The sequence below is a fragment of the Rhizobium hidalgonense genome, from assembly GCF_005862185.2.
In the GTDB taxonomy this organism is placed as follows: Bacteria; Pseudomonadota; Alphaproteobacteria; order Rhizobiales; family Rhizobiaceae; genus Rhizobium; species Rhizobium hidalgonense.
The window spans coordinates 1,571,819-1,583,210 of sequence record NZ_CP054027.1; the positions used below are offsets into that span (position 1 = coordinate 1,571,819).

Annotated in this window: 13 protein-coding genes; 8 read left to right on the forward strand and 5 right to left on the reverse strand. The window is 61.5% G+C overall.

The genetic code is table 11. The features are described from left to right. Window positions 1-59: 59 nt before the first annotated feature. Window positions 60-1,094: a sn-glycerol-3-phosphate import ATP-binding protein UgpC gene (locus tag FFM81_RS07400; protein WP_138385743.1), complete on the reverse strand. Its 1,035-nt coding sequence runs from the start codon at window positions 1,092-1,094 to the stop codon at window positions 60-62. Between the two features lie 152 nt (window positions 1,095-1,246). Between FFM81_RS07400 and FFM81_RS07405 the strand changes: the two genes are divergently transcribed. The 6 genes from FFM81_RS07405 to FFM81_RS07430 all read left to right on the forward strand — a co-directional run bounded on the left by FFM81_RS07405 (window position 1,247) and on the right by FFM81_RS07430 (window position 7,773). Next, window positions 1,247-2,605 carry an extracellular solute-binding protein gene (locus FFM81_RS07405; RefSeq protein WP_138385744.1) on the forward strand — a complete coding sequence of 453 codons (1,359 nt, stop codon included), beginning with the start codon at window positions 1,247-1,249 and terminating at the stop codon, window positions 2,603-2,605. Between the two features lie 13 nt (window positions 2,606-2,618). Further along, the gene (locus FFM81_RS07410; protein ID WP_173883817.1) at window positions 2,619-3,584 is read left to right on the forward strand and encodes an ABC transporter permease subunit; all 966 of its coding nucleotides are present in this window, start codon (window positions 2,619-2,621) and stop codon (window positions 3,582-3,584) included. A 2-nt stretch (window positions 3,585-3,586) separates the two neighbouring features. Continuing rightward, entirely contained in the window at window positions 3,587-4,507 is a 921-nt protein-coding gene (locus tag FFM81_RS07415) for an ABC transporter permease subunit (protein WP_003564746.1), read from the forward strand. A gap of 28 nt (window positions 4,508-4,535) precedes the next feature. Beyond that, window positions 4,536-5,276, forward strand: a complete 741-nt coding sequence (locus tag FFM81_RS07420) for a glycerophosphodiester phosphodiesterase family protein (RefSeq protein WP_025416575.1) — start codon at window positions 4,536-4,538, stop codon at window positions 5,274-5,276. Next, the gene (locus FFM81_RS07425; protein WP_138385746.1) at window positions 5,266-5,982 is read left to right on the forward strand and encodes an HAD family hydrolase; all 717 of its coding nucleotides are present in this window, start codon (window positions 5,266-5,268) and stop codon (window positions 5,980-5,982) included. The genes FFM81_RS07420 and FFM81_RS07425 overlap by 11 nt, the downstream gene beginning before the upstream one ends. A gap of 159 nt (window positions 5,983-6,141) precedes the next feature. Further along, window positions 6,142-7,773 carry an FGGY-family carbohydrate kinase gene (locus FFM81_RS07430; protein WP_138385747.1) on the forward strand — a complete coding sequence of 544 codons (1,632 nt, stop codon included), beginning with the start codon at window positions 6,142-6,144 and terminating at the stop codon, window positions 7,771-7,773. 41 nt (window positions 7,774-7,814) lie between these two features. Here FFM81_RS07430 and FFM81_RS07435 read toward each other — a convergent pair whose 3' ends face one another. Then, complete coding sequence (locus tag FFM81_RS07435; RefSeq protein ID WP_025416572.1) at window positions 7,815-8,273, reverse strand: hypothetical protein; 459 nt, start codon at window positions 8,271-8,273, stop codon at window positions 7,815-7,817. A gap of 170 nt (window positions 8,274-8,443) precedes the next feature. Here FFM81_RS07435 and FFM81_RS07440 point away from each other — a divergent pair, with 170 nt between their 5' ends. Both FFM81_RS07440 and ilvC read left to right on the forward strand, forming a co-directional pair. Further along, window positions 8,444-9,109, forward strand: coding sequence for a TetR/AcrR family transcriptional regulator (locus FFM81_RS07440; RefSeq protein WP_025416571.1), 666 nt, complete (start codon window positions 8,444-8,446; stop codon window positions 9,107-9,109). Between the two features lie 50 nt (window positions 9,110-9,159). Continuing rightward, window positions 9,160-10,179, forward strand: a complete 1,020-nt coding sequence (ilvC, locus tag FFM81_RS07445) for a ketol-acid reductoisomerase (RefSeq protein ID WP_003564734.1) — start codon at window positions 9,160-9,162, stop codon at window positions 10,177-10,179. A 49-nt stretch (window positions 10,180-10,228) separates the two neighbouring features. Here the strand turns inward: ilvC and FFM81_RS07450 are convergent, their stop codons facing one another. From FFM81_RS07450 to FFM81_RS07460, 3 genes are read right to left on the reverse strand one after another with little or no spacing between them, the layout of a single operon-like run. Beyond that, window positions 10,229-10,816 (reverse strand): class I SAM-dependent methyltransferase, encoded by a 588-nt coding sequence (locus FFM81_RS07450; protein WP_003564733.1) that lies wholly within the window; start codon window positions 10,814-10,816, stop codon window positions 10,229-10,231. Further along, window positions 10,806-11,141, reverse strand: coding sequence for a type II toxin-antitoxin system RelE/ParE family toxin (locus tag FFM81_RS07455; RefSeq protein WP_003564731.1), 336 nt, complete (start codon window positions 11,139-11,141; stop codon window positions 10,806-10,808). The genes FFM81_RS07450 and FFM81_RS07455 overlap by 11 nt, the downstream gene beginning before the upstream one ends. Next, on the reverse strand, window positions 11,125-11,376 hold the full coding sequence (locus tag FFM81_RS07460) for a ribbon-helix-helix domain-containing protein (protein ID WP_025416567.1): 252 nt from the start codon (window positions 11,374-11,376) through the stop codon (window positions 11,125-11,127). Before FFM81_RS07460 ends, FFM81_RS07455 begins: the two co-directional genes overlap by 17 nt. Between the last annotated feature and the right edge of the window lie 16 nt (window positions 11,377-11,392).

Sequence of the window (11,392 nt, forward strand, 5' to 3'; positions counted from 1 at the left end):
ATCTCAAATCCCTGACGCTTGTCAATCGCAAGGGTCAGTCGTCCTCTGCTTCCTCCTCCTCAATCGGTTCGCCGGCCTGTCGTGCTGTTGAACGGATGCAAACCGCCCCTTTTTACATGGCACGAAATGCGATCGCCTTCCTGCAGACGCCGATCGGTGGGGACGCTCGCCACGATGCGCTTGTCGCTGCCATCGATGCGCAGATGCACGTTGTTCTCGTCGCCAACGGTTTCGATCAATTCGACATTGGCGTCGAACCGGAGATCCTGGGTTGACCCGTCGCCGAGGCTGATCGCACTCGGCCGGATACCGATAAGATCCGTGCTCTTGGGTAGCGCGAGGTCACAAGGTCCCCACTCGTCGAGATCGATCAGGTTCATCGGCGGAGAGCCGATGAAGCCGGCAACGAAAACGGTCTCGGGGCGACGATAGACCTCGATCGGTGTGCCGACCTGCTCGATCCGGCCGCCGTTCATGACGACCAGCCTGTCGGCGAGCGTCATGGCCTCGAGCTGGTCGTGCGTGACATAGAGGCTCGTGGTCTTCAGCTGCCGCTGCAGCCTGCGGATTTCGACGCGCATTTGCACGCGCAGCTTCGCATCGAGGTTGGATAAGGGTTCGTCGAACAGAAAGGCGGCGGGATCGCGGACGATGGCGCGGCCCATGGCAACGCGTTGGCGCTGTCCGCCCGAAAGCTGGCGGGGGCGGCGCTCGAGGAAGTCGCCGATTTCCAGGATGCCGGCGGCATTGGCAATCCGTCGGTCGATCTCGTCGCGCGGCACGCGGCGGTTCTTGAGCCCGTATTCGAGATTCTGCCGAACGGTCATGTGTGGATAGAGCGCGTAATTCTGGAACACCATGGCGATGTTGCGGTCGGCCGGATCGATATGGCTGACATCGCTGCCCGATATCCTGAGGTGCCCGGAGCTTATGGCTTCGAGGCCGGCAATCATCCGCAGCAAAGTCGATTTTCCGCAGCCGGAAGGCCCGACAAGCACGATCATCTCGCCGTTTGCGACGGTCAGATTGATCCCTTTTACCGCCGGAACCGCTCCGTAGTTCTTCTTGAGATCGATCAGTTCAATAGCTGCCATGGCATCCTCCTCTGGCATCGTCATACATTTGTAACACGCTATTGACATTTGTAACAAGTAACCCCAACCTTGTTTTATCGCCACTCTGGGAGGGGTTGATCGGCGCTTAACATGCCGGTCGGCGAACAATGGCAATGGAGAGGAAAACGACAATGACGGCAAAGTCTTCAATAGGCGTCCGCGTGGGGCGGAGGATCCGGTCGTTCGCGGCAGGTGCTGCATTGGTGACGCTCGGATTGGCCAATTCCGGCGACGCCAGCGCGGCTAATCGCGTCAAGATCGAATGGTGGAATGCGGCCGGCGGCCGCCTCGCCGAGATCACCAACAAGCTGATTGCCGACTTCAACGCCTCGCAGGACAAATACGAGGTCGTCGGCATCGGCAAAGGCAATTACGAGGAGACCATGGCGGCGATGGTGGCCGCCTACCGCGTGCACCAGCAGCCGGTGCTGATCCAGGCGGCCGAGCGGGGCTTCCTGACCATGTACAATTCCGGCGCCATCATTCCGGTGCCGGAGCTGATGGAGAAGGAAGGTTACAAGATCGACTGGAACGATTTCCTCGCCCCGGTGGCCGGCTTCTATCTCGTCGACGGCAAGCCGGCGGCGATGCCGTTCAACAGCTCGACGCCGATTTTCTGGTACAATGCCGATCACTTCAAGGCGGCCGGCTTCGATAGGCCGGGCGAGACCTGGCAGGAGCTCGACAAGCAGCTCAGCGCTATCAAGGAGAAGGGGGTTTCGAAGTGCCAGATGGCACTCGCAAACGACTTCTACTGGAGCCTGATCGAAAACTATGCGGCGATCCAGGACCAGCCTTACGGCACCAAGGCGAATGGTTTCGGCGGGCTTGATACCGAGTTCATCTTCAACAAGAGCCCGCTGGTCGTCGGTCAGGTGACACGCCTCAAGACGTGGCTCGATGCCGGCATCCTGCAGATTGCTGGCCAGGGCCTCGCGCCCGACCAGTTGTTTACGTCTGGAACCTGCTCGACCTATGTCGCTTCCACCGCGGCCCATGCCGCCGTCGAGAGCGGCGCAAAATTCAATTGGAGCGCGACGTTCCTGCCGCACGAAGAGGGCATCGAGCCGAAGAACAGCACCATCGGCGGCGGCGCGCTCTGGGTCCTGAAAGGCAAGTCGGAGGAAGAATATGCCGGTGCTGCCGCCTTCCTGAATTTCCTCGCGTCACCGAAGACGCAGGTCTGGTGGAGCAAGCAGACCGGCTATGTCCCGGTCACGAACGCCGCCTATGAACAAGCCAAATCCGAGGGCTATTTCAAGGATCATCCGACCCGCGAGATCACCATTCTTCAGCTCACGCGGGGGACGCCGACGGACAATTCGCGCGGCTTCCGCTTCGGCAATCATAATCAGTCGATGGCGCTTCTGGTGGAAGAGATCCAGGGTGTGTGGACCGGACAGAAGACACCGCAACAGGCGCTGGATGCGGCGGCGGCGCGCGGAAACCAGATTCTTCGCCAGTACGAGCAGCTTCATGCAGCAAAGTAGAACCTTCGGAAAGATGGAGGGCGCCGCCCGGCGCCTTCGCATCCCGGATATTCTGTCGACAGGCCGGAGGAGCGCGCAGCCCTCGGAAGCCGGGTTGAAGTCGGCTCATTTCAACAAGCCTTGGCTCGCCTTCGGACTGGTCGCACCACAGCTGCTGATCCTCCTATTCTTCTTTTTCATCCCGTCCTACAAGGCGTTGTCGCTGGCCTTCGTTCAGGTCGATCCCTTCGGCGGAACCGAGATTTTCGTCGGTCTGAAGAATTTCTCCAATCTGTTCGCAAGTCCGGAATATCGCGGAAGCGCGCTGTTCACGCTGTGGTTCACCATCGCCCAGAACGCCGCGACGCTTCTGCTTGCCGGCCTGTTTGCCTTCGCGACCGATTTCGTGATCAGGGGCAGGGGGATTTATAAGAGCATTATTCTGCTGCCCTATGCGATCGCCCCCGTCATCTCAGGGGTGATCTGGGCCTTTTTGTTCAATCCGGCCGTCGGGCCGATTGCGCAGTTCCTGCATGGACTCGGGGTCGAATGGGATCCGAACCGGCGTCCGTTCGATGCGCAGCTGCTGGTCACCATCGCCTCGGTCTGGAAGAATGTCTGCTACGACTATATCTTCCTCGTCGCCGCGTTGCTGGCCGTGCCCGTCTCGCTGCTGGAGGCGGCAAAGCTCGACGGCGCAAGGCCTGTCCGGCGCTTCTTCACGATTTCGCTTCCCCTGATCTCGCCGACGATCTTCTTCCTCGTGGTGATGAACTTCGTCTACGGGCTGTTCGAAACCTTCGGCATCATCGACGCGGTCACACGGGGTGGCCCGGCGGGGGCGACGAATAGCCTGGTCTACAAGGTCTATCAGGATGGCTTCGTGCAACTGGACCTCGGCTCGTCGGCCGCTCAGTCCGTGCTGCTGATGCTGATCGCCATTCTGTTCACCATCGTTCAATTCCGCGCCCTCGAGCGCAGGGTCAATTACCAGGTGTAGTCATGCCCGAACGTCATCTCGGTCTTTCGATCTTCTGCCATGCGGTCTTGCTCATCGGCGCGGTCTTCGTCTGCCTGCCGCTCTACTTCGCCTTCGTCGCCGGCTCGCTCACCTTGCAGGAGGTTCAGCAGGCGCCGTTTCCGGTTACACCGGGTTCGCATTTTTTCGAAAACCTCGCCGCGGCCTGGCAGCAGGGCGAGTTCTCCCAGCTGTTCCTGAATTCGATCATCGTCACCGCCGGCATCGTCATCGGAAAGCTGGCGATCTCGCTGATCGCCGCATTCGGCGTGACCTATTTCCGCTTCCCGTTTCGCATGACGGCGTTCTGGCTGATCTTCGTGTCGCTGATGCTCCCGGTCGAGGTCCGGATCATTCCGACCTATGAAGCAGTCGCCGATGCGGCCGGGCCGGTTCGGTGGCTCGCCGGGATAATCGGTCTGTCCGGTGTCGTCGAACAGCTGACGGGATACAGCATCGAGGCCTCGTTGAAATGGAACATGGTCAACAGCTATGCCGGCCTGATCCTGCCGCTGATCGCCTCTGCCTCGGCAACCTTCCTGTTCCGGCAGTTCTTCCTGACCGTTCCCGACGAGCTTTGCGAGGCGGCCAAACTCGACGGCGCCGGCCCGCTGAAATTTTTCAAGGATATCCTCCTGCCGCTGTCGAGCGCCAACATCGCGGCTCTGTCGATCATCCTGTTTCTCTACGGCTGGAACCAGTATTTGTGGCCGCTGCTCTTTACGACCGACAAGGAGATGGGAACCGCGGTGCTCGGCTTGAAGCAACTCGTTCCCGTCTCGGACTCCGCCCCTGCCTGGAACATTGCGATGAGCGCTGCGCTGCTCGTCATGCTTCCGCCTGCGGCCGTCATCCTCTTCATGCAACGCTGGTTCACCAAGGGGCTGGTGGACTCCGGAAAATAACAGGCCGAATCTCAAGGAAATTCAGACGATGGTGCATATTATCGGCCACCGCGGTGGCCGCAATCTCTGGCCCGAAAACAGTCTTTCGGGCTTTCGCAAACTTGCGCAAATGCCGGTTGACGGCGTGGAATTCGACATCCACCTGACGCGTTCGGGCGAGATGCTCGTTATTCACGACCCGACGCTCGAGCGTACCACGGATGCGCAAGGGTCGGTCGCCGATCTCGGCCCCGGAAAACATCGTGAAATCAGGCTCAAGGAGAGCGATGGGGAGACGATCCCGACGCTGGAAGAGGTGCTTGCCGTCTTCAAGGATTCCACGCTCGAGCTTCATATCGAACTGAAGACCCATGCCGATGGAACGCCTTATGAGGGGCTTGCCACCAGGGCATTTGCCGCGGTCGAGCGGCTTGGTCTACCTGAGCGCTCGATCCTGACGAGCTTTCATCTTGATGTGCTTGTCGATATTCGCAAGGCCGCCCCTGGAATTTGCACCTTGTCGTCCTTCGATGCCAAGTCGGCCGCGCGTCTCGGCCTGACGAGCGGTCTCAGCCTGATGAAGCAATGCTCGGATATTATCGCCGTCGAAAAGTCGCTGCTTCTGGCGCAGTGGGATGAGATCACTCAACTCGTGCCGCTCGACCGTCTCGGCGCCTGGGTCCCGAACGAAGTGGGCGATCTCGAATACTGGCTTGCCAAAGCGATCCGGCAGATCACCACCGACCGGCCGGACCTCGCCTTGCAAGCGCGGGGTGAGCATGCTCAATAGCCGCATCGATTATTCCGGCATGCCCGGGGCCATGGATAATATCGACCTCGTGATCTTCGATTGCGATGGCGTGCTAATCGACAGCGAGCCGATCGCCAGCCGCACTCTGGCGGAAACCTTGCAAGGCGCTGGCATCGCAATCAGCGCAGCGGAGGCCCATGTCAAATTCACCGGCAATTCGGAGAGCATCATCGCCGAGATGTGCCGGCGCGATTACGGCATCATCGATATAGCCGCGCTGTTTCAGACCTGGCATCTGCACCTGTTCGACGAATTCGCGCGCTCGCTGACGCCCATTCCAGGTATCTCCGCCATCGTCCACAATCTCAACCGGCCGAAATGTGTCGCATCGAACAGCACGATGCAGCGGCTGCGCAACAGCCTGGGCAAACTCGATCTGTGGAACGCCTTCGGCGAGGGCGTCTTTAGCGCCGAAGTCGTCCCCCGGCCGAAGCCGGCGCCGGATCTGCTGCTGCATTGCGCCGAGCGTTTCCGAGCCCGCCCGGCCAAATGCGTCATGATCGACGACAGCCCTCATGGCGTTGCGGCAGCAGTGGCCGCAGGCATGACAGCGGTTGGATTCGTTGACCCGGCCGATCCGAGACCTGGCCGCCGGGCGGTGTTGGACGCTGCCGGAGCGGTCGCCATTGCGACCGGGGCAGATGAGCTCGCCGCCATTCTGGAAAATGTCGGCGAGAGGCTGTGACGGCGATCGTCCCGAAAAGAGGTCAGGCTCGGCCCGGCCCAAGCCTCGCCCTCCTTGTCATGTCATCGCGACCGCGTAATGTCAGCCTCCCTGGACGACCTTGAAAACCGGCCGCAGTTGCCAATCAACCCGATCCCTGGCGATCTGAAACGAGAGACCATGAGCGACACATCTCATACCCCGCAAGCCGGCGCCAAATATGTGATCGGCGTCGATGTCGGCACCGGCAGCGCCCGGGCGGGCCTGTTCGATATGGCCGGCAGCATGCTTGCCTCCGCCAAGCGGAATATCAGCCTGTTTCATGAACCGGGTTTCATCGTCGAGCAATCGAGCCGCGAAATCTGGAGCGCCGTGTGCGCGGCGGTGCGGGAGGCGGTTGCCGCAGCCGGCGTCGATCCGGCCTCGGTGGTCGGCTTGGGGTTCGACGCCACCTGCTCGCTGGTCGTTCTCGGCGAAGGCGGCAAGCCGCTCCCCGTCGGGCCTTCGGACGATCCGGACCGAGATATCATCGTGTGGATGGACCATCGCGCCGTCCCGCAGGCGGAGCGCATCAATGCGTTCGGGCATGAGGTGCTGCGTTACGTCGGCGGCCGCATTTCGCCCGAGATGGAAACGCCCAAGCTTCTCTGGCTCAAGGAAAACCGTCCTCAGGTGTTCGATGCCGCCTGGCAATTCTTCGATCTTGCGGATTTCCTGACCTGGCGGGCGACCGGCGATCTGTCGCGTTCGACCTGTACGGTCACCTGCAAGTGGACCTATCTCGCCCATGAAAAGCGTTGGGACAGCAGCTATTTCCACCAGATCGGCCTCGGCGTGCTGGCGGAGGAAGGTTTTGCCCGCATCGGCAAGTCTATCGTCGAGCCCGGTTCGGCGCTCGGTGAGGGACTGACCGCCAATGCGGCAGAGCAGCTCGGCCTGACGCCCGGAACGGCCGTCGCTGCCGGGTTGATCGATGCCCATGCCGGGGGTGTCGGAACTGTCGGCGCCGATCCGCAGGCCAACCTTGCCTATGTCTTCGGGACCTCGTCCTGCACGATGACCTCGACGGCAGAACCGTCTTTCGTTCCCGGTGTCTGGGGACCTTATTATTCGGCAATGGTCCCGGGCCTGTGGCTGAATGAGGGCGGCCAGAGCGCTGCCGGCGCGGCGATTGACCATCTCCTCTCCTTCCATCCGGCGGCCGGCGAGGCGAGGGAGCTTGCGAAGAGCGCGGGCGTTCCGCTGCCGGTCCTGCTTGCCGACATGGCCGCCGGCAAGGCGGGCCGTTCTTCCGATGCCGTCAAGCTGGCGGCGGGGCTGCACGTCGTTCCCGAATTCCTCGGCAACCGTGCGCCCTTTGCCGATCCGCATGCTCGGGCGATCATCGCCGGTCTCGGTATGGAGCGGGATGTCGAAAGCCTGGTCTCCCTCTACATCGCCGGGCTTTGCGGCATCGGCTACGGCCTCAGGCAGATCACCGAAACGCAGGCCGAGGCGGGTGTGACCGTCGAAAACATTGTCATCAGCGGCGGCGCCGGCCAGCACGATTTCGTCCGCCAGGTGCTCGCCGATGCGAGCGGCAAGCCGGTGGTGGCCACGAAGGCCGAAGAGCCGGTGTTGCTGGGAGCGGCCATCCTCGGCGCCGTCGCCGGCCGGCGATTTGCCGATGTCGGTGCGGCGATGAGCGAGCTCACTAGGGTGGAAACACGTTTTCAGCCTTGTGAAGGTGAGATTTCCGATCTCCACCGCAAGCGTTATGAAGCCTTCAAGGAGCTTCAGGCACTGGCGCGTAAGCTTCGCAGCGATGGCTGACATCGTCGCAGCAGGACCGCCTATCCGATCTTCGGCATCGTCTAATTGTTGATGGCGATGATCGCCCAATGGCTGTCCCCGCAGGCATTATCCTCGCAGACCGCGCCCATCCAGACGGCGCCGTTTGCGAGCATGACGCCGTCGCTGCTGACGAAGAGATCCTGATATTGCTGGCGCCCGACGGCGCGGCGCGTCTCCGGCGTCACCAGATCGTCGAAATTCTCGACGAAATCCTCGGCGTTCTCGACATCATAGGTCTCGCCGTTGGCTTTGACGGTCAGCGGATATTCGGCAAGGCCGGCAATGGATTCGGCATCATCTGAGCGCATGGCCCGGACGAGCTGACGCAGCGGCCGGTCGAAGGCCTCGGCATTGCCGTGCAGTTCCTCGATCCTGTCGTAGACCTCGTTTTCCGACTGCGCGAAGGCGCCGGCGCTGAGAAGTGATGCTCCCAGGACGACTGCTCCGGCGAGGAGAAGGGCGGCAGGCAAGCGCGACATGGAAAGCTCCCGGCAATGGCATGGAGTGAGATTATGCGATGCTGACGGATGTGCGCCTATCCCATTCTGGTATCTCCCTGAGCTTTCCCGTATAAAAATCTGCCGGGCCTGCTTGACGGCTCGGTCGGATTGCCGCATAAAGCTCACGAACCGTACCGTACGGTACGTATATGGGAGTCGTGACCGTGTCCGTCGATACCGCAGAGCCGAGCGAGTTTTCGCCGCGCCAGAACGCCGTTCTGGAGCAGGCGCTGCGGCTGCTTGTCGATGGCGGCGAGAAGGCGCTGACGACCTCGGGTGTGGCGCGTGCCGCCAATTGCTCGAAGGAAAGCCTCTACAAATGGTTCGGCGATCGGGACGGGCTGCTGTCTGCGATGATCGCCTACCAGGCGAGCAAGGTGCGCACCTTCGAGCGCAATGGTGAGCGGCTGACGGCGGCGAGCCTGCACGACCATGTCGTCATTTTCGCGCGCGACCTGCTGGAGGTGCTCGCCGGCGACGTTTCGCTGGCGCTGAACCGGCTGGCGATCGGCCAGTCGAACCGCGACGGCTCGAAGCTCGGCAAACTGCTGCTCGAGCGCGGCCGCCGCCAGATCGACCGCCGCGCCATGGCGCTGATCGATGCCGGAAAGAGGGCAGGGCTGCTTCGCTTTTCCGATGCCGACGAGGCCTATCATACGCTTTACGGCCTTGTTGTTTCCGACCTGCATGTGCGCATGCTGCTCGGCGAACCCGGCCTCAAGGATACCGCACGCCAGGCGGAGAGGGCGGTGACCGCCTTCCTCCGGCTGCATGGCACGGACAAGGTTCTGGCGGAGATGCCGGTTCTCGGCTGATTTTCGTTTTTATTGACAGTCAACAAGACAAGCAAAGGGAAGGAACTCAAATGCGCGTCTATTACGATCGTGATGCCGATCTCAACCTCATCAAGGCCAAGAAGGTCGCCATCATCGGCTACGGCTCGCAGGGCCGTGCGCATGCGCTGAACCTCAAGGACAGCGGCGCCCAGAACCTCGTTATCGCCCTCAAGGCCGGCTCGCCCACAGTCAAGAAGGCCGAAGCCGATGGCTTCAAGGTCATGACGGTTGCCGAAGCTGCCGGCTGGGCCGACCTGATGATGATGGCGACGCCCGACGAACTGCAGGCCGACATCTACAAGGCCGATATCGCTGCGAACATCCGCGACGGCGCCGCCATCGCCTTTGCTCACGGCCTCAACGTTCACTTCGGCCTGATCGAGCCGAAGGCTTCGGTTGACGTCGTCATGATCGCGCCGAAGGGCCCGGGCCACACGGTTCGCGGCGAATACCAGAAGGGCGGCGGCGTTCCCTGCCTCGTGGCCGTTCACCAGAACGCGTCCGGCAATGCGCTTGAACTCGCGCTCTCCTACGCCTGCGGCGTCGGCGGCGGCCGTTCGGGGATCATCGAAACCAACTTCCGCGAAGAGTGCGAAACCGATCTTTTCGGCGAACAGGTCGTTCTCTGCGGCGGTCTGGTCGAGCTCATCCGCGCCGGTTTCGAAACGCTCACGGAAGCCGGTTATGCGCCTGAGATGGCCTATTTCGAATGCCTGCACGAAGTGAAGCTGATCGTCGACCTGATCTATGAAGGCGGCATCGCCAACATGAATTATTCGATCTCCAACACAGCCGAGTGGGGCGAATACGTCACCGGTCCGCGCATCATCACCGAAGAAACCAAGGCTGAGATGAAGCGCGTCCTGAAGGACATTCAGACCGGCAAGTTCACCTCCGAGTGGATGCAGGAATACCGGTCCGGCGCTGCCCGCTTCAAGGGCATCCGCCGCAATAACGACAGCCACCAGATCGAGGAAGTCGGCGCCAAGCTGCGCGGCATGATGCCCTGGATCGGCAAGAACAAGCTGGTCGACAAGAGCGTGAACTAAGCGGTTCCGATGAAATAAATATAAGAGGCCGGGGCGAAAGCTCCGGCCTCTATCGTTCTGCACTGACGGTGAGCCAGCGGGTCGGCTTGCCGTCATAGCCGCCGCCATCGCTTTCCTCGATGGCGAGGTTTCGCCAGCCGTCTTTCGTCAAAAGCGCCGACAGCCATTCGCGGGAGGGGTAGTTGTAGTAACGTCCGAAGCCGTCATGGCCTTCCGCTTCTCCTGCCTTGAAACTTGCGTGAAGGCGGCCGCCGATTCTGAGTGCGCGGCGGATGCGGGCGAAGACATCGGGCAGCTCAAGTCTAGGGACGTGAAGAAGGCTCGCATGCGCCCAGACGCCGTCGAAGGCGCTGTCGGCGTCGAGATCCTGGAACAGCATGACCTTCACCGGCCTGCCAATCAACGCTTCCGCCTGCCTTGCAAGCTCGGCCGAGCCATCCGTCGGCGTCACGTCGAAACCCTGCGACAGCATATAGGCGCTGTCCTGGCCGCCTCCGCAGCCGAGTTCGAGGATTGCGCCACCTGGTGAGATCCGGGCGAGGAACGCATCGAGCTGCTGCTTCGGCAGGCTGCGCGCCCGATTGGCGTATGTCTCGGCGTTTTCCTCGTAAAAGGCGGAGGTCGTGTCACGAGGCATGCGGGTTGGCCGGTCGCGATTGTCGGGCGGATTGAAGGTGCCTTTCGGGAAGCCGGTCGGCGCCGATGATGTCGATGACGAGGATGCCGTCCGGTATTTCGCGGTAGAAGGCGACGTGGCGCATGTGGAGGAGGCGGCGAAGCCCGGCGCCGAGTTCTTCGCACTGGTCTCCCATCGAAGGCGCGCGCGAGAGAAGCACGAAGATCCTGTCCCAATCGAGAAGATAGGCATCCGCCTGCGCCTCGCCGAAATGCAGGCTGGCATATTCGTCAATGCCTGATAGCACAGCGTCTGCGGTTCGGGTCAGCCTATAGGTGGGTGTCACGCAGCTTCGCCTTCGTTTCCAGCAGAATATCGGCAATGCGCCGGTCGCTGATGCCGCTCCCCTCAGCCTGCCTCAGGATATCACGCAGTTCGTCGTCATCAAGCTTTCGGTGGTTCTGGTCCTTCAAGACGAGTTCCGCCAGATATGCGCTGGCACTGCTGTATCTGCCGCTTGCAACACGGCGTGCGACGTAATCCGCCAGATGATCCGGAAGCGAGATCGTCATTTTCGCCATTGATTCAGTACCCGCC

Bases quoted from the DNA above. Each gene is read 5' to 3' on its own strand.
- FFM81_RS07400 (WP_138385743.1), bottom strand. From the start codon at position 1,094: ATGGCAGCTATTGAACTGATCGATCTCAAGAAGAACTACGGAGCGGTT.
- FFM81_RS07405 (WP_138385744.1), top strand. From the start codon at position 1,247: ATGACGGCAAAGTCTTCAATAGGCGTCCGCGTGGGGCGGAGGATCCGG.
- FFM81_RS07410 (WP_173883817.1), top strand. From the start codon at position 2,619: ATGGAGGGCGCCGCCCGGCGCCTTCGCATCCCGGATATTCTGTCGACA.
- FFM81_RS07415 (WP_003564746.1), top strand. From the start codon at position 3,587: ATGCCCGAACGTCATCTCGGTCTTTCGATCTTCTGCCATGCGGTCTTG.
- FFM81_RS07420 (WP_025416575.1), top strand. From the start codon at position 4,536: ATGGTGCATATTATCGGCCACCGCGGTGGCCGCAATCTCTGGCCCGAA.
- FFM81_RS07425 (WP_138385746.1), top strand. From the start codon at position 5,266: ATGCTCAATAGCCGCATCGATTATTCCGGCATGCCCGGGGCCATGGAT.
- FFM81_RS07430 (WP_138385747.1), top strand. From the start codon at position 6,142: ATGAGCGACACATCTCATACCCCGCAAGCCGGCGCCAAATATGTGATC.
- FFM81_RS07435 (WP_025416572.1), bottom strand. From the start codon at position 8,273: ATGTCGCGCTTGCCTGCCGCCCTTCTCCTCGCCGGAGCAGTCGTCCTG.
- FFM81_RS07440 (WP_025416571.1), top strand. From the start codon at position 8,444: ATGGGAGTCGTGACCGTGTCCGTCGATACCGCAGAGCCGAGCGAGTTT.
- ilvC (WP_003564734.1), top strand. From the start codon at position 9,160: ATGCGCGTCTATTACGATCGTGATGCCGATCTCAACCTCATCAAGGCC.
- FFM81_RS07450 (WP_003564733.1), bottom strand. From the start codon at position 10,816: ATGCCTCGTGACACGACCTCCGCCTTTTACGAGGAAAACGCCGAGACA.
- FFM81_RS07460 (WP_025416567.1), bottom strand. From the start codon at position 11,376: ATGGCGAAAATGACGATCTCGCTTCCGGATCATCTGGCGGATTACGTC.